The 18,163-nt window shown below is 68.4% G+C and carries 16 protein-coding genes and 4 pseudogenes; 7 read left to right on the forward strand and 13 right to left on the reverse strand.

Annotated elements, in window-relative coordinates; translation table 11 throughout:
* Positions 1 to 11 precede the first annotated feature (11 nt).
* From OG609_RS06685 to OG609_RS06700, 4 genes are all read right to left on the reverse strand, one after another.
* Positions 12 to 923 carry a glutamate ABC transporter substrate-binding protein gene (locus OG609_RS06685; RefSeq protein WP_327271947.1) on the reverse strand — a complete coding sequence of 304 codons (912 nt, stop codon included), beginning with the start codon at positions 921 to 923 and terminating at the stop codon, positions 12 to 14.
* Positions 924 to 937: 14 nt separating this feature from the next.
* Positions 938 to 1,681, reverse strand: a complete 744-nt coding sequence (locus OG609_RS06690; protein ID WP_327277958.1) for an amino acid ABC transporter ATP-binding protein — start codon at positions 1,679 to 1,681, stop codon at positions 938 to 940.
* A 123-nt stretch (positions 1,682 to 1,804) separates the two neighbouring features.
* Positions 1,805 to 2,245 (reverse strand): DUF6278 family protein, encoded by a 441-nt coding sequence (locus OG609_RS06695; protein ID WP_327271948.1) that lies wholly within the window; start codon positions 2,243 to 2,245, stop codon positions 1,805 to 1,807.
* A gap of 135 nt (positions 2,246 to 2,380) precedes the next feature.
* Positions 2,381 to 3,187, reverse strand: a complete 807-nt coding sequence (locus OG609_RS06700) for a TetR-like C-terminal domain-containing protein (protein WP_327271949.1) — start codon at positions 3,185 to 3,187, stop codon at positions 2,381 to 2,383.
* Here OG609_RS06700 and OG609_RS06705 point away from each other — a divergent pair.
* Positions 3,086 to 4,264, forward strand: a complete 1,179-nt coding sequence (locus OG609_RS06705; protein ID WP_327271950.1) for a Cmx/CmrA family chloramphenicol efflux MFS transporter — start codon at positions 3,086 to 3,088, stop codon at positions 4,262 to 4,264. The two genes, OG609_RS06700 and OG609_RS06705, sit on opposite strands and share 102 nt — an antisense overlap.
* 135 nt (positions 4,265 to 4,399) lie before the next feature.
* Here OG609_RS06705 and OG609_RS06710 read toward each other — a convergent pair whose 3' ends face one another.
* Genes OG609_RS06710 through OG609_RS06725 form a run of 4 tightly spaced genes read right to left on the reverse strand, consistent with a single transcriptional unit; the run spans position 4,400 to position 8,397 of the window.
* A complete protein-coding gene (locus OG609_RS06710) occupies positions 4,400 to 5,179 on the reverse strand; it encodes an exodeoxyribonuclease III (RefSeq protein WP_327271951.1) in 780 nt (259 codons plus the stop codon).
* A 48-nt stretch (positions 5,180 to 5,227) separates the two neighbouring features.
* Positions 5,228 to 5,884, reverse strand: a complete 657-nt coding sequence (locus tag OG609_RS06715) for an MBL fold metallo-hydrolase (protein WP_327271952.1) — start codon at positions 5,882 to 5,884, stop codon at positions 5,228 to 5,230.
* Between the two features lie 12 nt (positions 5,885 to 5,896).
* Positions 5,897 to 7,192: a bifunctional 3-oxoadipate enol-lactonase/4-carboxymuconolactone decarboxylase PcaDC gene (gene pcaDC, locus OG609_RS06720; RefSeq protein ID WP_327271953.1), complete on the reverse strand. Its 1,296-nt coding sequence runs from the start codon at positions 7,190 to 7,192 to the stop codon at positions 5,897 to 5,899.
* Complete coding sequence (locus tag OG609_RS06725; protein ID WP_327271954.1) at positions 7,171 to 8,397, reverse strand: tyrosine-type recombinase/integrase; 1,227 nt, start codon at positions 8,395 to 8,397, stop codon at positions 7,171 to 7,173. Before OG609_RS06725 ends, pcaDC begins: the two co-directional genes overlap by 22 nt.
* A 424-nt stretch (positions 8,398 to 8,821) precedes the next feature.
* Here OG609_RS06725 and OG609_RS06730 point away from each other — a divergent pair.
* Positions 8,822 to 9,607, forward strand: a pseudogene (locus OG609_RS06730) (IS701 family transposase); the annotation flags it as partial.
* On the opposite strand, the pseudogene OG609_RS06735 reads toward OG609_RS06730, so the two are convergent.
* Together OG609_RS06735 and OG609_RS06740 are read right to left on the reverse strand one after the other, a co-directional pair.
* Positions 9,549 to 9,713 (reverse strand): annotated as a pseudogene (locus OG609_RS06735) (IS982 family transposase); the annotation flags it as partial. The pseudogenes OG609_RS06730 and OG609_RS06735 sit on opposite strands and share 59 nt — an antisense overlap.
* 221 nt (positions 9,714 to 9,934) lie before the next feature.
* Positions 9,935 to 10,390: pseudogene (locus OG609_RS06740) on the reverse strand (electron transfer flavoprotein subunit alpha/FixB family protein); the annotation flags it as partial.
* On the opposite strand from OG609_RS06740, the pseudogene OG609_RS46090 reads away from it, so the two are divergent.
* A pseudogene (locus OG609_RS46090) lies at positions 10,380 to 10,529 on the forward strand (IS4 family transposase); the annotation flags it as partial. The pseudogenes OG609_RS06740 and OG609_RS46090 overlap by 11 nt on opposite strands.
* A 585-nt stretch (positions 10,530 to 11,114) precedes the next feature.
* Here OG609_RS46090 and OG609_RS46095 read toward each other — a convergent pair.
* Positions 11,115 to 11,480, reverse strand: coding sequence for an NUDIX domain-containing protein (locus OG609_RS46095; RefSeq protein ID WP_442817944.1), 366 nt, complete (start codon positions 11,478 to 11,480; stop codon positions 11,115 to 11,117).
* A 713-nt stretch (positions 11,481 to 12,193) separates the two neighbouring features.
* Between OG609_RS46095 and OG609_RS06750 the strand changes: the two genes are divergently transcribed.
* Complete coding sequence (locus tag OG609_RS06750) at positions 12,194 to 13,642, forward strand: MFS transporter (protein ID WP_327271956.1); 1,449 nt, start codon at positions 12,194 to 12,196, stop codon at positions 13,640 to 13,642.
* A 242-nt stretch (positions 13,643 to 13,884) separates the two neighbouring features.
* Here OG609_RS06750 and OG609_RS06755 read toward each other — a convergent pair whose 3' ends face one another.
* Entirely contained in the window at positions 13,885 to 14,061 is a 177-nt protein-coding gene (locus OG609_RS06755; RefSeq protein WP_327271957.1) for a hypothetical protein, read from the reverse strand.
* A gap of 57 nt (positions 14,062 to 14,118) precedes the next feature.
* Here OG609_RS06755 and OG609_RS06760 point away from each other — a divergent pair, with 57 nt between their 5' ends.
* Positions 14,119 to 14,745 (forward strand): hypothetical protein, encoded by a 627-nt coding sequence (locus OG609_RS06760; protein WP_327271958.1) that lies wholly within the window; start codon positions 14,119 to 14,121, stop codon positions 14,743 to 14,745.
* A gap of 42 nt (positions 14,746 to 14,787) precedes the next feature.
* Here the strand turns inward: OG609_RS06760 and OG609_RS06765 are convergent, their stop codons facing one another.
* Positions 14,788 to 15,699 carry a LysR family transcriptional regulator gene (locus OG609_RS06765; protein ID WP_327271959.1) on the reverse strand — a complete coding sequence of 304 codons (912 nt, stop codon included), beginning with the start codon at positions 15,697 to 15,699 and terminating at the stop codon, positions 14,788 to 14,790.
* A 130-nt stretch (positions 15,700 to 15,829) separates the two neighbouring features.
* Here OG609_RS06765 and OG609_RS06770 point away from each other — a divergent pair, with 130 nt between their 5' ends.
* Both OG609_RS06770 and OG609_RS06775 read left to right on the forward strand, forming a co-directional pair.
* Positions 15,830 to 17,260, forward strand: coding sequence for an MFS transporter (locus OG609_RS06770; RefSeq protein WP_327271960.1), 1,431 nt, complete (start codon positions 15,830 to 15,832; stop codon positions 17,258 to 17,260).
* Positions 17,261 to 17,325: 65 nt separating this feature from the next.
* The gene (locus OG609_RS06775) at positions 17,326 to 17,808 is read left to right on the forward strand and encodes a pyridoxamine 5'-phosphate oxidase family protein (RefSeq protein ID WP_327271961.1); all 483 of its coding nucleotides are present in this window, start codon (positions 17,326 to 17,328) and stop codon (positions 17,806 to 17,808) included.
* The last annotated feature ends 355 nt before the right edge of the window (positions 17,809 to 18,163 follow it).

Raw genomic sequence — 18,163 nt, forward strand, 5'->3', positions numbered from 1 at the left:
TGCCCGCCCTCTCAGGTCGCCGGGTAGCGGTCGATGGGCGGCGGAGTCGGCGCGGGCACCCCGGACAGACCGAGTGTGGCCTCGAACGCCCTCTTCCAGTTGCCGTTCTTCTCGTTCGTCTCCAGGGCGTCGTTGAGGGCGAACCGCAGCGCGTTGTCGCTGCGCGGGACGCCGATGCCGTACGGCTCCTCGGAGAACGGCTTGCCCACCACCTTCAGCTCCTTGGGCGCCTTGGCGGCGAAGCCCAGCAGGATCGCGTCGTCGGTGGTGACGGCGTCGACCTGGTACGTCAGCAGGTTGTCGACGCAGATCGAGTACGTGTCGTAGGCGACCAGGATCGCCTTCGGGTAGTCGGCGGCGATCCGCTGGTACGGGGTCGATCCGGCCGCCGAGCAGACCGTCCTGCCGGCCAGGTCCTGAGGGCCGTTGATGTCGTGTTCGTCGGTGCGGACGAGCAGCGACTGCCCGGCCATGAAGTAGGGCCCGGCGAAGCCGACGAGCTTTTTGCGCATGGCGTTGATGGTGTAGGTGCCGACGTAGTAGTCGATCTGGCCGTTCTGAAGCGCCGTCTCGCGGTTGGCGGAGGCGATGGTCTTGAAGCGGATCGTCTTCGGGTCGAAGCCGAGTGAGGCCGACATCATCTTGGCGATCTCGATGTCGAAGCCGGAGTAGACGCCGGTGGCCGGGTCCTTCTCGCCCAGGTAGGGCTGGTCCTCCTTGGCCCCGACCCGGAGGTATCCGCGCTTCTTCGCCTTCTTCCAGGTCGGTGATTCGGGCAGCCGGAAGCTGGTGTCGACCTTGTACACGGGCAGCTGCTCGGGCTTCGGGCCCTTCACCGGCGGGCTGCCCTCCTTGCCGCAACCGGCGGCGAGCAGGGCCAGCAGGAGACCGGCGCAGGCGGCCAGAACTCTTCTCGTACGCAACACGGAGCTCCCCGTCAGTGCTTGAGGATCTTGGACAGGAAGTCCTTGGCGCGGTCACTCTCAGGAGCGGTGAAGAACGCCTCGGGAGTGCGGTCCTCGACGACGCGGCCGTCGGCCATGAAGACCACGCGGTTGGCGGCGGAGCGGGCGAAGCCCATCTCGTGCGTGACGACGACCATGGTCATGCCGTCCCGGGCGAGCTGCTGCATGACCTCCAGCACCTCGTTGATCATCTCCGGGTCGAGTGCTGAGGTGGGCTCGTCGAAGAGCAGTGCCTTGGGGTCCATGGCGAGAGCGCGCGCGATGGCCACCCGCTGCTGCTGGCCGCCGGAGAGCTGGGCGGGGAACTTCTCGGCCTGCGAGGCTAGTCCGACCCGCTCCAGCAGTTCCCGGGAGCGCCGGTCGGCGTCGTCCTTCTTCCGCTTGCGGACCTTGAGCTGGGCGAGCGAGACATTGGCCAGCACGGTCTTGTGCGCGAACAGGTTGAACGACTGGAAGACCATGCCCACTTCGGCCCGGAGCTGGGCCAGCCCTTTCCCCTCCTCGGGAAGAGGTCTGCCGTCGATCGCGATGTAACCCGACTCGATCGTCTCCAGCCGGTTGATGGTCCGGCAGAGCGTTGATTTACCGGAGCCGGAGGGGCCGATGACCACCACCACCTCCCCGCGGCCGACGGTGAGATTGATGTCCCGCAATACGTGCAACTGCCCGTAGAACTTGTTGACGTCCCGCAGCTCGATCAACGGATCGACGGCCATACGCTGCCCCACCCACTTGTCGCTATGTCGAGGTCAGCGCAAACTATCCAGCGCGAAAAGGGGCATCGCCTCCGACACGCACAAATGGGGCATAAGGCGTCTTATCTGGTTCTAGCGAAAGTCCTACCCCTCGGCCGACTCCGAGTACACCTGCGAGAGCTCGGGACTGCCCGCCATCGCCCAGTCCAGCCCGGCCTCGACCACATCGATCTCCCGCCCCGAGGCGAGCCGCACCACGGGCCGTCCGCTCGGCCAGATGTTCCAGACCGCACCGGGCACGTTGCGCACCAGAACCGTGCCCAGGTACAGCCCCGCGTCGTTGCCCAACCAGGGCAGTTCCTCGGGATCGTCGCGCCAGCGCGGCGGCAACTGATCGAGAGCCGCCAATGAGGCCGGGCTGTCGTCGAGTTCGAGCCCCCGCTGCCCCGCCCGGACACGCAGCAGCTCGCACTCGGCGAGGAGCTCGGCCACGCCCTCAGGATCAGCCGCGACGGCGGCCGCGAGCCCCGCCCCTCGCGCACCGTCGTGACGCTTACGCCAGTTGTCCAAGAAAGGGATGTTCATACCACTCAGGGTCGCATCCCCGGCGTGCTACGCACCACAGGGCGCGCGGCCTGTCGTTCGAGTGCTGAACCGGACGCGAGCGCCCCGGCCACGCGCCGCCGTGCGCGCCGCCCGCAACCACCCCCGGCAACACGGTCACGGTTGCCCTTCCCGGCCGCCGGACGCGGCAGGGTCCGGATCCGGCGCGAGGACGGCCGCAGCTCTTCGGCGAGGTCGCCGCCGAGGGCATGGCGGGTGGCCAGGACGCGGTATCAGAGCGTGCCGAACACGGTCGAGCACCGTGGACGGGGCCGGACGCGCCGGCAGGTCGCCGCGGTGCGCGGCGCGGTCGAGGACCGTCCGGAGCACGTCGCGGCGCCGCTCCAGAAAGCCGGTGCGCAAACGCTCGCCGAACCCGGCACCGATCCGGGCCTCCGCCATCAGCGTGCACAGGATGCCGCTGACCTGCCGGTGCTCGGCTGTTCCGGCGGCAAAAGAGGTGGCGGCGAGGAGATCCGAGCTGGTAGCTTCGCGATCATGTCCAGCCCCGAGTCCGACAGAGACTAGCCACCGGTCCACCGGTGGCTGATCCGCTGTCGAGTTGATCCCGTACGGCCGAGTACCGGTCGTGGGTTCGCCGCCGGGCTGCCGCCGCAGGACCACCGCGGTGTGGGCTGCGCTTTCCCGTATGCGCTCGTGTTGCACTCGTGCGCAGATTCTCCGGCTCCGGCGCCTGCCGAGTTGTCGAGTCCCGTCCTTGAACACCCCGGACGTTCTTCCGTGTTGCCGCTCGTCATGACGGGCGGGCGCGGCCCACACCCCCTGCCTGGTCCATCCATCAGCCGTCCATGGGGTTTCTTCATGCCATTTGCTGTCTACGCGCTCGGACTCGCCGTCTTCACCCAGGGCACATCCGAGTTCATGCTGTCCGGTCTGGTCTCGGACATCGCCGCCGACCTCCACGTATCCATTCCGGCCGCGGGGCTGCTCACCTCGGCCTTCGCGATCGGGATGGTCGTCGGGGCGCCGTTGATGGCGCTCTTCAGCCGGAACTGGCCGCGCCGCCGTGCTCTGTTGTTCTTCCTCTGTGTCTTCAGCGCCGTCCATGTCATCGGCGCGCTCACCCCCAGCTATGGGGTGCTTCTCGCGACGCGGGTCGTCGGGGCGCTGGCGAATGCCGGTTTCTGGGCCGTGGCCCTGGTGACGGCGGTCTCCATGGTCGGACCCGAGGCCCGGGCACGCGCCACGTCCGTGGTGGTCGGGGGCGTCACCATCGCCTGTGTAGCCGGGGTGCCCGCCGGTGCGGCGCTGGGCGGGCACTGGGGGTGGAGGTCGGCGTTCTGGGCCGTGGCCCTCGTCTCCGTACCGGCTGTCGTCGTGATCGCCAGGACGATTCCGGGGGCACGGCCGGAGTCCACCCCCGCACCCGCACGCGACGAACTGGGGGCCCTGGCCCGTCCGCGGCTGCTGCTGACCCTGCTGACGAGTGCCCTCGTGCAAGGGGCGACGTTCTGCGCGTTCTCCTACTTCGAGCCGCTCGCAACCCATGTCACCGGACTCGGTACCGCCTGGGTGCCCGCCCTGCTCGCACTGTTCGGCCTGGGCTCGTTCGTCGGGGTCACCGTCGCCGGCCGGATCATCGACGCCCGGCCGGTCGCCCTCACCACGGCCGGTCTGCTCTCGCTCGCCGTCGGCTGGACCGGGTTCGCGCTGACCGCGGGAAGCACGTTCGCAACGGTCGCGCTCGTCTTCGTCCAGGGCATGCTTGCGTTCGGCACCGGGACCGCGCTGATCTCGTGGGTGTTCCGGCTGGCGGCCGACGCACCGACCCTGTCCGGCTCGTTCGCCACGTCCGCGTTCAATGTGGGCGGCGCGCTCGGCCCCTGGTTCGGTGGGCTCGCGATCGACGCGGGGTTCGGCTTCCGCTCACCGCTGTGGGTGAGCGCACTCCTGATGGTCCTGGCGCTGGGCACCGCCGGGGCATCACTGGGGATGCGTCGGGCCGCCGACCAGAGTCGCACCGGAGTTCCTGTGGTCTGACCGGCCATGAATGAAGCCCCGCCCGGCGCTGAACGGGCGGGGCTGTCCTGGTCACAGCAAGCAGCCAGCGAGCGGGATAAGGACATCGACCACCGTATCGGCGACCACTGACAACGACGGCCGACGTCCGAGGCGTCAGAGATCGAGGTCCACGACCACCGGGGCGTGGTCGGACGCGCCCTTGCCCTTACGCTCCTCACGGTCCACATAACTGTCCGTGACCGCCGCGGCGAAGGGCGCGTTGCCGTAGACGAGGTCGATCCGCATGCCCTTGTTCTTCGGGAAGCGCAGCTCCCGGTAGTCCCAGAAGGTGTATGGGCGGTCGTACTTGAGCGGGCGCGGCATGACGTCGGACAGGCCCTCTTGACGCAGTGCCGCAAGGGCGGCGCGCTCGGCAGGAGTGACGTGGGTCGCACCCTCGAACAGCGCCGGATCCCAGACGTCCTCGTCGGTCGGGGCCACATTGAAGTCGCCCAGGACCGCAAAGGGCTGCGAGCCCGCGGCGTCCGCGGCGACGGCCTTCTGCAGGGCCTCGAACCAGCGCAGCTTGTACGCGTAGTGCGCGTGCTCGATCTCGCGGCCGTTGGGCACGTACACCGACCAGACGCGAACCGGGCCACAGGTCGCCGAGATCGCCCGGGGCTCCTGCACCCCGTCGTACTCGGGACCTTCGGGCAGCCCCTGGACGACGTCGGACAGGCCGGCCCGGGAGACCAGCGCGACCCCGTTCCACCGGCCGGTGGCGTTGACCGCGGACTCGTAGCCGAGTTCGCGGAGCTCGTCCGCCGGGAACTGTTCGGCTGTGCACTTGGTCTCCTGGATGCACAGCACATCCGTGCCGGTGCTCTCCAGCCAGGCCAGCAGCCGCGGGAGCCGGGCGGTGATCGAATTGACGTTCCAGGTGGCGATGCGCATGTACGTAAACCTAGCGGCTCCCACTGACAGTCGCCGGACCGGCGGCAATCACAGACCGGTCGAGTCCCCCGGGGTCAGCCGGCCGTGGTCGGCGCCGCCGAGGCTGCCGATCTGGTTGTCGTAGACCGGGCGGGCCAGATCGGCGAGCAGCGCGTCGTGGATGTCGATGGCGCGGCGCGGCTTGACCGCGCGTACGTAGTCGATGACCTCGGAGATCTTGTTCCAGGGGGCCATCACCGGGAGCAGCAGAGTGTCGACCGGCTGGTCGGGGACGGTGAGCGCGTCGCCCGGGTGGAAGAGTGAACCGTCCACCATGAAGCCGATGTTGGTGATACGCGGAATGTCCGGGTGGATCACCGCGTGCAGCTCGCCGTGCACCTGTACATCGAAGCCCGCCGCGGAGAAGGTGTCGCCGTGGCCGACGGTGTGGACCCGGCCCGGGAAGGCCGCCGAGACCTGGTCGGCGACGCTGCGCAGGGTCCAGATCTCGGCGGCCGGATTGGCCTCCATGCCGGCGCGCAGCCGCCCCTCGTCGAAGTGGTCGAAGTGCTCGTGCGTCACCAGTATCGCGTCGGCGCCGACGGCGGCGTCCTCCTCCGACAGGCCGCCCGGGTCGATGACGAGCGTCTGCCCGTCCTTCTCCAGACGGATGCAGGAGTGCGTCTTCTTGGTCAGTGTCAGGTGCATGGGGTTCACGGTGTTCATGGCCCCATCCTGCTACGGGCGGAGCGTCGTTTCTTCCTGAATCACGATCTGGGCGATCGAGAAGGCGGCGCTCGCGGCCGGTACACCGCAGTACACGGCGGTCTGCATCAGCACCTCCTTGATCTCGGCCGGGGTGAGGCCGTTGCGCAGCGCGGCCCTGACATGGACGGCCAGGCTCTCCAGATGGCCCGAGGTGACCAGCGCGGTGAGCGTGACACAGCTGCGGGTACGGCGGTCCAGGCCCTCCCGGGTCCAGACCTCGCCCCAGGCGTAGCGCGTGACCAGCTCCTGGAAGTCGCCGGTGAAATCGTCGGAGGTGGCCATGGCCCGGTCCACATGGGCGTCGCCCAGCACCTCGCGGCGCACCTTCATGCCGGACTCGTACGGGTCGGCGCGTCCGGTGGTCCCGGTGTCGGGCTGCGGTGTGGCTGCGGTGATCTCCGCGACGGGCAGCACCGGGGTGGAGAGCTGCGGGGCGAAGGGCGGGACGGGGATGGCGGCGAGGGTGTCCTGCCAGGCCGTGGAGAAGTGGGTGAGGAGCAGATCCGTGACGGCTCCGGGCTGCTCGACCGGGGCGAGGTGGGAGGCGCCGGGGACGAGGGCGAGCCGGGCGTCCGGTATGCCCGCGACCAGAGTGCGGGCGTCGCCCGGCCCGGTGACCCGGTCCTCGGCGCCGACCAGTACGAGGGTCGGAACGGTGATGCGGCCGAGTTCACCGCGGATGTCGAAGGCGGCGAGGGCTTCGCAGGCGGCGATGTAACAGCCGGGGTCGGTGGTGCGGACCATCTGGACGGCCCACTCGACGATGGCCGGCTGGGCCGCGGCAAAACCGGGGGTGAACCAGCGCTCCGGCGCGGTGCGGGCCATCGGCTCCAGGCCGTTGGTGCGGACGACCACCCCGCGCTGGCGGAACTCGTCGGCGCTGCCGAACCGGGGCGAGGCGGCGACCAGCGCCAGCGAGGCGACCCGGTGCGGGTGGCGCAGCGCGAGGTCGGCACCGATCGCGCCGCCGATGGAGCAGCCCGCGTACCCGAAGCGCTGGACGCCGAGCCCGTCGAGAGTGGCGAGCAGCCGGTCGGAGAGTTCGGTGACGGCGGTCGCGGGGTGGGCGGGGGCGCCGCCGTGGCCGGGGAGGTCGAAGCGGAAGACTCTCCAGTGCTGGGTGAGCTCCGGTATCTGCCGGTCCCACATGTGCCATGTAGCACCGAGGAAGGTCCCCATGACGAGGACCGGGGCCTCTTCTGGCCCGTCAAAGCGGTATTGCAGGGTTTCGACGTTCTTCTCACTCACCCCCTCACGCTCCCACATCTCACATTCTCTTCGTGAGCGGGGGCGGGGGCAATCGCCAGTTCTCCCCACATATCCGCAGCCGGCCGTAGATCCTCCACATCCGGCTTCACATACCAACGCTTCGTCGTCCGGACGTCGGTGTGCCCTGCCCAGCGGGCAAGCAGATGGTCCGGCACCCCGTTGTTCGCCAGATAGGTGAAACAGCTCGCGCGGGCGTCGTACAAACGGACCCGGCGCAGCGCGTTCTCGGCCATGACCTGGTACGCCCGCTCACGCAGCTGCCGCCCGTTGAGTGCCCTGCCGAGTCGATCTACGAGCACGTACCCGTTGTCCTCGTATCTCTCCCCCGCCGCGAGCTTCTCGGCGAGTTGCGTGGCCTTGAAGTCGGCGAGGGCCTCCCCCACCAGATCGGGCAGGGGAAGCTGCCGCTCACCAGCAAGCGACTTCGCATCCTTTTCGACCACGAACCGGTTGCCCATCAGCGTCCGGGTCCGGGTGACAGCCAGGGTGGCCCTTCCCAGATCGACGTCGGCCCAGCGCATCCCGCAGATCTCCGCCGGCCGCAGGCCCATCAGGGACAGAAGGAAAGCGGCGCACAGTCGGTCGTCCTTGACCGCGCACACGAAGGCGCGTACCTCCGCGAGGTTCCAGGGCGGGGCCATCGCTTTCGTCCGCCGCTCCGCTTTCCGAAGGTTCCGGGGGATCGTCACCTCCCGGGCGACGTTCACCTCGACGAGGCGCCGCGTCACCGCCCGGTCGAGCGCCTCCTTCAGCCGCGCCAGCGACATTTCGACCGAGGCCACCCCGAGACCGGTGCCCGCCTTGCCGCCTCGAACCCGTCCCTCCCGCAGCGCCCACTTCATCCACGCCTCGACGTCATCCTCAGTGAGTTCCTGAAGCCGGATGTGCCCGAGCCTTCCCCGAAGCCGGCCCAGGGTCATGGTGTAGCTGTAGACGGTGCTCACCTCCAGGTCCTCCGCCTTCTTTGCGAGCCACTGATCGAGCCACTCGTCCAGCGTCCTCGCATCGAACGGCACGGACGCCGTCTCGTAGCGACGGTTCGTGATGCGCGCATACTCGGCCTTCGCTTCCCTCAGCGTGCCGAAGGTGCGGGTCACCTGCTGCCGCTTCCCAGTCGAGGAGTGAGTTCCCACGTCGACCACAAACCGGTACCGGATCTGCCCCTTCGCATTAGGGGGAAGCTTCTTGATCGGAACAGACACGACTTCACTCTCCTTGAGGGCGTGGAATCGCCCACGCAGGCATGGACATCGCCGCATTCCAGCGCTGGGTCCGCAGCAGGGCGGCCGCAGACTGGAGACGTCGCTTCCCTCACGGGCTTCGGTGCTCACCGGGCCGAACGCGAGCAAGTCCCATGGTCGTCACCATCACCGGTTTGGCTAACCGGCACTCCTGGCCTATGTTCCGCACGTCGACGGACGGGACATCCGCCACAACACCGTCCCTTCCTGCGCTGACTACCGCTGTTGGGCGGTGTGCCGGTCAGTGAGGGCGACCATGCGATAGCGGTCAGCGCGCAGACCACGCGTGTGCAGTTGTGCCAATTGATGAGGCAGATCGGAGGCTGCGGAGCGGTGCTGACCATCGACGCCACCGGAATCCTGAAGAAGGGCGTCCGCTCGGCCGGTGTGTGGCGAGTTCGTGGCCGAGGTGTTCGCTTCGCTGAAGCGCAAGGATCAGCGCGGGTGGGGGGACTGCTACCTGCGTGGGCTGATGCTGGACGGGCGGCGGAAGTCGATCCAGCCGATGGCGGAGCGGCTGCCGGACGGCAACATGCAGGCGTTGCAGCCGTTCGTCAGCCAGTCGACGTGGGACCACGTTCCGGTGCTGCGGGCCGTTGCGGCGAAGGTGACCGCGGCGATCTGTCCGGAGGCGCGGGTGATCGACGACACCTCCTTCCCCAAGGCGGGAGACCGGTCGGCGGGGGCGGCCCGGCAGTGGTGCGGGACGCTCGGGAAGAAGTCGCTTTGCCAGGTGGGAGTGAGCCTGCATGCCGTCACCGACGCTGCTTCCGTGCCGCTGAACTGGCGGTTCTTTCTCCCTGCCGAGTGGGCCGGTCCGGACGACGGACGTCGCGCGAAAGCGGGGGTGCCCGACGGTGTGGGGCACCGGGAGAGGTGGCGTCTGGCCCTGGACGCGATGGATGAGGCACTTGGATGGGGGCTGACCGGCCAGGTTGTGGTGTTACCGCGAGCCGGCCCAGTCCTTGAAGGACCTGGTCACGACCGCCGGACAGCGCCGGCTGCGGCGTTGCACCTGGCCCGCCAGGGCAGCAAGGGCGCGATGACCAGCCGTTTCATCGTGATAGGGGTCCGCCCTGCCGGTGTCGCGGCGACGAAAACAGCACGGGAGGAAGCCAGCGGCCGTGGGAGAAGCCGAGCAGGACCTGGGCGACTGCCAGGCACAACAGTTCGGCGTCCGTCAGTTTCGGGGGTCGCCCGATCCGGCGACGGGGAGCGACATGGTCGTCGATGAACACGTACAGTGCCGCCAGAAGGGCGTCCAGGTCAGAAGTCACACTCAGGCCAACGGGCGCCCTTCGCCATAGTCGTGGCCAGCACAGGCATCGGACTCATTCATCAAGCGGGCACGAGACGGTGTGACACGGCCCGTGTGGTACGCGTACACCGCATCGGCAAGCAGCCGCTGGGGAGCGCTGCTCCTCGGTCCTGGGCCTGCATGTCCCACTCCTCACGAAACCCCGGAACGGGGGCCGCGGTCGGGCGAAACCCGTGGAGGTCAGCCCCTGCGGGTCTTGACCTCGTCGGTCAGCTGCGGGACGACGTCGAAGAGGCCGCCGACCACGCCGTAGTCGACGAGGTCGAAGATCGGGGCCTCGGCGTCCTTGTTGATGGCCACGATGGTCTTCGAGGTCTGCATACCCGCGCGGTGCTGGATCGCACCGGAGATGCCGGAGGCGATGTACAGCTGCGGCGAGACCGACTTGCCGGTCTGGCCGACCTGGTTGGAGTGCGGGTACCAGCCGGCGTCGACCGCGGCACGCGAGGCACCGGCGGCCGCACCGAGCGAGTCGGCCAGCGCCTCGACGATCGAGAAGTTCTCGGCTCCGTTGACGCCACGGCCGCCGCAGACCACGATCGCGGCCTCGGTCAGCTCCGGGCGGCCGGTCGACTCGCGCGGGGTGCGGGCGACGACCTTGGTGCCGGTGGCCTGCGCCGAGAAGTTGACGGCGAGCGCCGCGCGACAGGCCGACCAGGACCCCGACCGGATCTCCTACGCCCGTTCACTGCGTGTCGTGCGCCGCCAGGTCACCGACCAGGCGGCATTTTCCCCCCGGCAGACTCGCTCGCGCGGTCAGAGCCACCCACGCTGAACTCCTCGAACGCCCCCTGCCACCGAGACGCCGCCGATCCAACCCCCGCGTCATCAAACGCAAAGTCGCCGGCTGGCCCCTCAAACGTGCCGCCCACCGGACTGCAGACCGCCCACCCACCGCCGCGGCTATCACCCTCGTTGGCGCCACCAAACCCAAACGGGTCAAACGCACACCAAAGCGCTAAGTTACCGGTATTGAGGCTAGGAACGCCTACAGAGGCCAAGGGGCTGGCCCCGAAAGCCTTGCCCACACCTTCCGAGCCGAGCATTGCGTTCCACGCCGCTCGGGGCCGAATCCTGCCCTCAACCAGGTCGTGGCCTGCACCGTTTCGGGTCTCAAGCGCAGCCGCCCGGAATACCAGGGGGAGTTCCAGACTCACTACTTCGACAACCATATGTTCGATGCCCTCGGGCCCGACCATGAGCGCGGTTATGCCTCGTTCATCCCCACTGTCGACGGCAGGCACGTGCTGAAGCGCCAGTGGTTCGCGGAGGACACCTTTGCCCGCCGCGAGCAGCTCTTCACCGACATCGAGGTCTCACCGGACAGATTCGGGGAATACCTGCTCGCCGAGCACGGCCTTCACGTGCGGGCCATGCCGCCTTCCGGCATGTCCGCTACGACCTCCAGTGCGAGTCGATGCGCACCGGCCACGTCTACGACCAGCTCGCTGAGCGTGGCCAGGGGATGCCAGACTACGGCCGATTGTGTGCGGTCTGGCGCCGTCGCCAGCAACGCGGCGTCGGAGTCCAGTTGGGCTTTGAAGTACAGCTGAAGCTGCTGCAATTGGGTGCGTTGATACGGATTGCCGGAATGCCGCTCCGGCAGGTACTCGCGGACCCAGAGCAGTTCACCGACACTGACCCGCAGTCCAGTCTCCTCCCGCACCTCACGGCCGGCTGCCTCGGCAGCCGTCTCACCAGGCTCGACACGTCCGCCGGGCAGCACGTGGAATTCTTGGCCGTTGTCGCAGTGCTGTCGGCGTACACCTGTGTCCCCAGTCACGTACAACTGAACGTGCAGAGCAAGTAGCCGCCGAATGGCGCCCATTGCCATGCGAGATGTCCGGCCTCCGGGATCTCGACCCTTTCTTCCCCATCGCTGTATGCGTGCGCGGAACGTCAGCTGGGCGATGAAGGACTGCCGTGGTCGGCGGCGGTCGGGCCCATGCAGTTCGATCTTGCATCTTTCGGGCGCTGGTGCCGCAACCACGCTGCTCTGTCTGGGAGTTCTGCTCCTTCTCACGACCTTCCCTCCCGAAGGAGAACGCGCTTGCCCACCTCGGCGAAGAAACAGGACTGCCTGGTGGCGGCGCCAACGGCCAGGTGCGGCCAGTGGGGCGAGGCGATCAGCGGCATCAAAGCGACTGCCTCGGGATAAGACCTGCGGCGGTGAGCGCGTACCGACGGTACTCCGCGAGTCCATGGGTGGAACGGTTCTTCGTGACGTGGTCGCCCTGGTTGCTGCAGGACGGCGGCGAGGTCGCCGCCGTGGCGTCGCTGGGTGGTGGTCGCCTACGACCGTGACGTTTGACCTCGACCTGCCGCCCCCAGACGGGGAAGAGCCGCTGGCGATTCGGGGACCGGAGCAGTTCGGGATACCGGAGGGGGGTATATTGCTGACCCGAGAAGATATACCCCCCTCCGGTATAGGAGATAGTTATGTCAACCCCAACCGCCCCTCCAAGTCCACACCGCTGGACGGCGCTCGTCCTCATAGCCCTGGCCCAGTTCGCGGTCATCATGGACACGTCCATCATCGGTGTGGCTCTCCCCAAGATGCAGGTTGACCTGGGCTTCTCCCCGGAGGGCCTGTCCTGGGTGTTCAACGCCTACGTCGTTGCCTTCGGCGGGCTTCTCCTGCTCGGCGGGCGGCTGTCCGACCTGTTCGGCGCCAAGCGGATCTTCGTTGCCGGCTGGACCGTGATGGCCGCGGGATCCCTGGTCGCCGGCCTCGCCTCTGAGGTCTGGGTCGAACTGACCGGCCGTGCCCTGCAGGGCATCGGTGCCGCGCTGATCGCCCCCTCCGCCCTGACCCTGCTGATGACGCTCTTCGGCGCCCGCCCCAAGGAGCTGACCAAGGCGCTGGCTCTGTACGGCGCCGCGGCCCCGGCAGGCGGCACCGCCGGCGTCTTCCTCGGCGGTGTCATCACCGAGTACGCCAGCTGGCCCTGGGTGTTCTACATCAACATCCCGATCGCCCTGGTCGTGCTGGCTGCCACCCCGGCTGTCATGCCCTCGGCCCCGGTCCGCCGCGGCTCCGTCGATTTCGCGGGAGCGGCCACCGTCACCGTGGGACTGGCCACCGCCGTCTACGCCATCGTCCGCGCCCCCGAAACCGGCTGGGGCTCAGCCCAGACCTGGCTCGTACTGCTGGCCGGCGTGGCCCTGATCGCCGCGTTCATCGCCATCCAGTCCAAGCGCCGCGAGCCGCTGATGCGGCTGGGTATCTGGCGGGCCCCCAACCTGGCCGGAGCGAACATCGCGCAACTGCTGATGGCCGCCGCGTGGATCCCGATGTGGTTCTTCCTCAACCTCTACCTCCAGCAGGTCCTGGGACTGGGCGCCTTCGCCTCCGGCGCGGCCCTGCTGCCCATGACGGTCGCCATCATGATCATGATGATCGTCCTGGCGCCCCGCCTGATCGCCCGCTTCGGGACCAAGCCATTGATCGTCACCGGCCTGCTGGCCCTCGCGGCAGGCATGCTGTGGCTGTCCTTCGCCCGGGCGGAGGGCACCTTCTGGGTCGACGTCCTGCCCGCCTCCCTGCTGGCCGCGGCCGGCATGTCGCTGGCGTTCATCCCCTCCCTCGGCACCGCGCTGTCCAGTGCACGCCCCGAAGAAGGCGGCCTGGCCTCCGGCATCGTCAACACCAGCTACCAGGTCGGCTCCGCTCTCGGACTGGCCGCGATGACGGCCGTGTCCGCGGCGTACGGCGCCCGCGAACTCGGCAACCCCGGTGCGCTCACCAACGGGTTCTCCGCCGCCTTCCTCGGCGCAGCAGCCCTCGCTGCCGTCGGCGCACTCGCGTCACTGCTCACCCTGCGCACCGCCCCCGCGCCGGATTCCACTCACAGCGAGGAGCAGCCCACCAAGGCGAACGCAGCCTGAACCCGCCGGAATCATCGCGCACTCGCAACGCACGTGTCGCCTGACCGGGGAAGGAGCCCCTGTCAGGCGACACAGGGAGTTCAGGGGGCCGGGCGCCACAGGTCGGCCAGGGTGACCTCGACGAGGCGGGTCACAGCGGCTTGGGAGGGGAGACTCGCGGCGGCGGTCAGGCGAAGTATGCGTCTCGGCATCCAGCACCTGGCGGACCGCGGCCACCAGCCGCGCCCTGCCCGTCGCTTCCGTCACCCGCACCGGCCGCTGATCGACCAGCCCCCCCATAACCCCTGGCGGGCATAGCGCGACCGCCGGCTCTGCACCGTGCGAAGACTCACCCCCAGCTCTTCTGCCTTCGCCTGGGCCCGCTCCACCACCAGTTCGTGCGACCACAGCAGGTGGAACAGCACCGGCAGCACCGCCACCGGCTAGACCAGAAGGGCATTGAAGGACTGTCATACCCGTGTCCTATCGTCGCCCACATGGCCAACAACTCCGCACCCGAACGCCTCTCCTTCGCAGAGGCCGACACTCGCCTTGTGCAGGCTCTCTCCGCCTCCTTCGAGCGCTACTACGACAATGTCCTGCTCTTCGACGGCGATCTGGTACTGGAGGGGGGCTTCCTTGACGCCGTCGCCGGGATCGGGAGTCTGGACGACGTGGACCTGGTGGTGATCACCGGCGATCTGACGGTGTCCGGCCCGATCGCGCTCTACGAGTCTCTGCCGGGGCTCTACGTCGGCGGTACCACCCGGGCCGAGACCCTGGAGGGCGGCGACTGCGAAATCTACATCCAGGACGGCACCTTCACCCATCTGGTCTACGGCGACTACAACAACGGCATCCTGGAGACCCGCACCGTAGAGACCCCATGGGTCATCAACTACGACCACGATCTCCGCGTTTCCGCCCCCGGCGCTCGCCTGGTGGACAATTATGGCGACGATGACGACGCGGACTTCGGCAGCGAGAACATCGTGGAGGCGTTCGTCGCCGAGGTCGTCGACCCGGAAGACGAAAGCATCGATGTGCCGGAGTTCCTGGAACGGCTGCGGGCCGGACTGCCGGTGCTGCGCCCGGGGGCAGGTGGTGCGGCCGCCAGGGCGTGAGGAGGGTGGGCCCCCGGCCGGGTGCTTGGGTTCTAGCGGACCCTAGATGCCGTGGGTGTTCCGCACCACCTCAAGCGCCGTTCGCGCGAAGACCTGGACGGCGCTGGTGTCGTCCCCGGCCCGCCATACCAAGCCGTAGCCGATGGGGTCGGCGTCCTCGAACGGAATGTACGCGACGCCGGGCCGGGTGTAATACGCGGCGGTGTGCGCGGCTGACAGCAAGGCCCCTTTGCCGCCGGCGACGAGCAGGAGTGCCTCTTGCATGTTGGTGACGGCCGGACCGTGGCCGATCGGTCTGCCGCTGGGCGTGCGCGCTGGCACATGGTGCTCCAGCCGGTAGTCCGGGAGTTCACCGTCGATGGTCAGCAACAGCACATCGGCCAGATCTTCGAGCGACACTTTCTCCCCGGCGGCCAGCGGATGCCTGGACGAGATCGCCAGCACACGCTCCTCCGTGAGCAGGGTGGGCCCCTCGCCCAGATCGTCTTCGCGCACGGGGAGCTCCGTGAGCTGCACATCGAACTCGCCGTTGCGCAACTGCCCGAACGGGTCCGAGAACGGCACCTCACAGATCTCCACGCCCAACTCGGGGTGGCTGATACGGAGCGCCTCCGCGGCCCTCATCACGATCTCCCCGGCCGGCGGGCTGGAGAACCCGACGTGCAGCACCCCCTTGATACCGCGTTTGATACCGCGCGCGGAGGCGGTGGCCCGTGCGATGGCGGCCTCGACCGCGCGGTAGTGCGGCTCAAGGTCGTCGCGGAGCTGCCGGCCAAGGGCGGTGAGGGCGACGCGGCGGCTCGTACGGACGAACAGCGGGGCGCCGATGCGGCGTTCCAGGCGTTGGACGAGCTGGCTCACCCGAGCGCGCGACAGCCGCATCCGATCCGCCGTGCGGCCGAAGTGCAGCTCCTCGGCGAGGATGAGAAAGCACTCCAGTTCAACGCGTTCCATGTTCGTCCCCAGATCGCCGGATTGGTAAGCCTGGCTGAACGAACGTTGCGATCTTCGCCGTTGTTCCCCCATCGCGCCTCATCAATGGTGGTGAGCCAAGAACTTCCCTACACACCATCGAGGAATTCACATGCGTGTGCGTGACTGGGGCGTGCTGTTCGTTCTGTGCGGTGCGATCTTCCTGGAAGGCATCGACGTGGCCATGCTCAATGTGGCCCTTCCCTCCATACGCTCCGACCTTGGCATGTCCACTGGTGATCTGCAGTGGGTGATGAGTGCATACGTCCTCGGCTACGGCGGCTTCATGCTGCTGGGAGGACGGGCCGCCGACCTCTTCGGACGCCGCCAGATGTTTGTCTTCTGGCTCACCGTCTTCCTGCTCTTCTCGGGCCTCGGCGGATTCGCCACCGACGGCTGGATGCTGATCGTCGCACGGTTCGTCAGCGGCGTCGCCGCCGCCTTCATGACCCCGGCCGGCCTGTCGATCATCACCACGAGTTTCGAGGAGGGCCCGCAGCGCGACAAAGCCCTGCTCGTCTACTCCGGCACCGCCGCGGGCGGCTTCTCGATCGGCCTGGTCGTCGGCGGGCTGCTCACCGCGGTCGACTGGCGATGGGTGTTCTTCGCCCCGGTCGTCCTGTCCGGCATCATCCTGATCACCGCGCTCGCGCTCATCCCCAAGTCGCCGCGGCCCGATCGGACCGGAGAGAAGGTCGACCTGGCCGGTTCGGTCAGCATCACCTCCGCCATCGTGCTCCTCGTCCTCGGCGTCGAACGTGTCTCTCATGCGGGTATCGGCTGGACTCTCGGGACGCTCGCGGCGGGCCTGGTCCTTCTTGGCGTCTTCATCGCCGTCGAACGGCGCTCGTCCTCCCCGCTCGTACGCCTGGGCATCCTCCGCAACGCCTCACTGGTCCGCGCCAACCTCGCGGGGCTGCTGTTCGCGGCCGGCTTCTTCGGCTTCCAGTTCCTCGTGGTGCTGTATCTGCAGGAGCTGCGCGGCTGGTCGACGCTTCAGACGAGCTTCGCGATGATCGTCATCGGCATCGACGCGATCCTCTCGCCCACCCTCACACCCAAGCTGGTGAGCCGGTTCGGCAACGCCAGGGTGATCTTCGTCGGACTGCTGCTGGCCGCGCTCGCGTACGCCCTGTTCCTGCCGGTCGGCGCCGACTGGACGTATCCGGTGATGTTCCCGAGCCTGCTCATCCTCGGCCTCGCCTTCGCGCTGGCGTACGGCCCCCTCACCATCACCGCCACGGCCGGTATCGAGGAGGAGGAACAGGGACTGGCCGGCGGCCTGCTCTACACGTCCTTCCAGTTCGGCGCCGCGCTCGGCCTCTCCGCTGCCACCGCCGTAAACGTCGCCGCCACCGATTCGGATGCGCCAGCGGCTCTGCTCGACGGTTACCACGCCGCCCTGGTCGTCCCGCTCGCCGCCGCCCTGCTCGCCGCCCTCGTCGCCGCTTTCGGGCTGCGGCCCCCGAAGGGCACCGCGGGCACGGTGGTCGCGTTCGACGACGGCGCCGCGAATCGTACGGAGACCTTCGCTCCCCACTGACCACGCCCGTGCCCCCGCCCCCGCCCCCGCCCCCGCCCCCGCCCCCGCCCCCGCAAGGAGCCTTCATGGCCGCCAAAGCCGGTGCCTTCTCCGATATTCAAGACACCTTCTTCGCCTATGTCCGCGACATCAAGTACGCCACGTTGATCACCGTCGACCGGAAGAACCGCCCCCGGGCCCGCGTGCTGTTCCCCGTCTGGGAAGTCGTCGACGGCCACCCGGTCGGCTGGCTCGCCGCCTACAAGACCCCCATCAAGACGGCCCACCTGGCGGGCAACCCGCATACCACGTACGCGTACTGGAGCCCCCGCCAGAACGCCGCTTTCGTGGACAGCGTCTCCGCCTGGGCCGAGGACGAGGAGTCCAGACACCACGCCTGGGATCTGTACGTCAAGGGCAGTCCGCCGGGATTGGGTTACGACCCCGCCCAGTACTGGCGCGGAGGCCCCACTGATCCCCAGTACCACGTGATCCGTATCGATCCCTGGCGGATCCAGCTCGTACGGGGCGCCGACCTGCGCAGCACCATCTGGTACCCCGACAGCTGACGCATTCCGGCCGGTGGGCGACACCCAGGGGTGGGGTCATGCCGGCGCACAGCCCGTTCACGGTGGTCTGGGACAAGAACCAGCGGGCGGTCCTGGAGCAGTTGGCCCACTCGCGCACCACCCCGCTGCGGCGCATCCAGCGAGCTGAGGTCGTCCTGGCTGCCGCTGACGGTATCTCCAACGCGGCCATCGCCCGCAGCCACCGATTGATCAATTTCCATCCTGATTTCGCAGGTCACGGGGCTGGCGTGAGTCGATGGCGGGGTACTCGGGCTGGTCTGGAACGTGATCGGTAGCAGGTGATCGATTGCCACGGGCCTCGTTCGCCGAAGTCGCCGTACGGGCGGTTGTCTCC

The sequence above is a fragment of the Streptomyces sp. NBC_01224 genome, from assembly GCF_036002945.1.
Lineage (GTDB): Bacteria > Actinomycetota > Actinomycetes > Streptomycetales > Streptomycetaceae > Streptomyces.

Excerpts from the sequence above, each read along its gene's own strand:
- OG609_RS06770 (WP_327271960.1), top strand. The coding sequence starts at position 15,830 with ATGCGTGTGCGTGACTGGGGCGTGCTGTTCGTTCTGTGCGGTGCGATC.
- OG609_RS06695 (WP_327271948.1), bottom strand. The coding sequence starts at position 2,245 with ATGAACATCCCTTTCTTGGACAACTGGCGTAAGCGTCACGACGGTGCG.
- OG609_RS06690 (WP_327277958.1), bottom strand. The coding sequence starts at position 1,681 with ATGGCCGTCGATCCGTTGATCGAGCTGCGGGACGTCAACAAGTTCTAC.
- OG609_RS06710 (WP_327271951.1), bottom strand. The coding sequence starts at position 5,179 with ATGCGCATCGCCACCTGGAACGTCAATTCGATCACCGCCCGGCTCCCG.
- OG609_RS06750 (WP_327271956.1), top strand. The coding sequence starts at position 12,194 with ATGTCAACCCCAACCGCCCCTCCAAGTCCACACCGCTGGACGGCGCTC.
- OG609_RS06760 (WP_327271958.1), top strand. The coding sequence starts at position 14,119 with ATGGCCAACAACTCCGCACCCGAACGCCTCTCCTTCGCAGAGGCCGAC.
- OG609_RS06715 (WP_327271952.1), bottom strand. The coding sequence starts at position 5,884 with ATGAACACCGTGAACCCCATGCACCTGACACTGACCAAGAAGACGCAC.
- pcaDC (WP_327271953.1), bottom strand. The coding sequence starts at position 7,192 with ATGTGGGAGCGTGAGGGGGTGAGTGAGAAGAACGTCGAAACCCTGCAA.
- OG609_RS06775 (WP_327271961.1), top strand. The coding sequence starts at position 17,326 with ATGGCCGCCAAAGCCGGTGCCTTCTCCGATATTCAAGACACCTTCTTC.
- OG609_RS06705 (WP_327271950.1), top strand. The coding sequence starts at position 3,086 with ATGCCATTTGCTGTCTACGCGCTCGGACTCGCCGTCTTCACCCAGGGC.
- OG609_RS06765 (WP_327271959.1), bottom strand. The coding sequence starts at position 15,699 with ATGGAACGCGTTGAACTGGAGTGCTTTCTCATCCTCGCCGAGGAGCTG.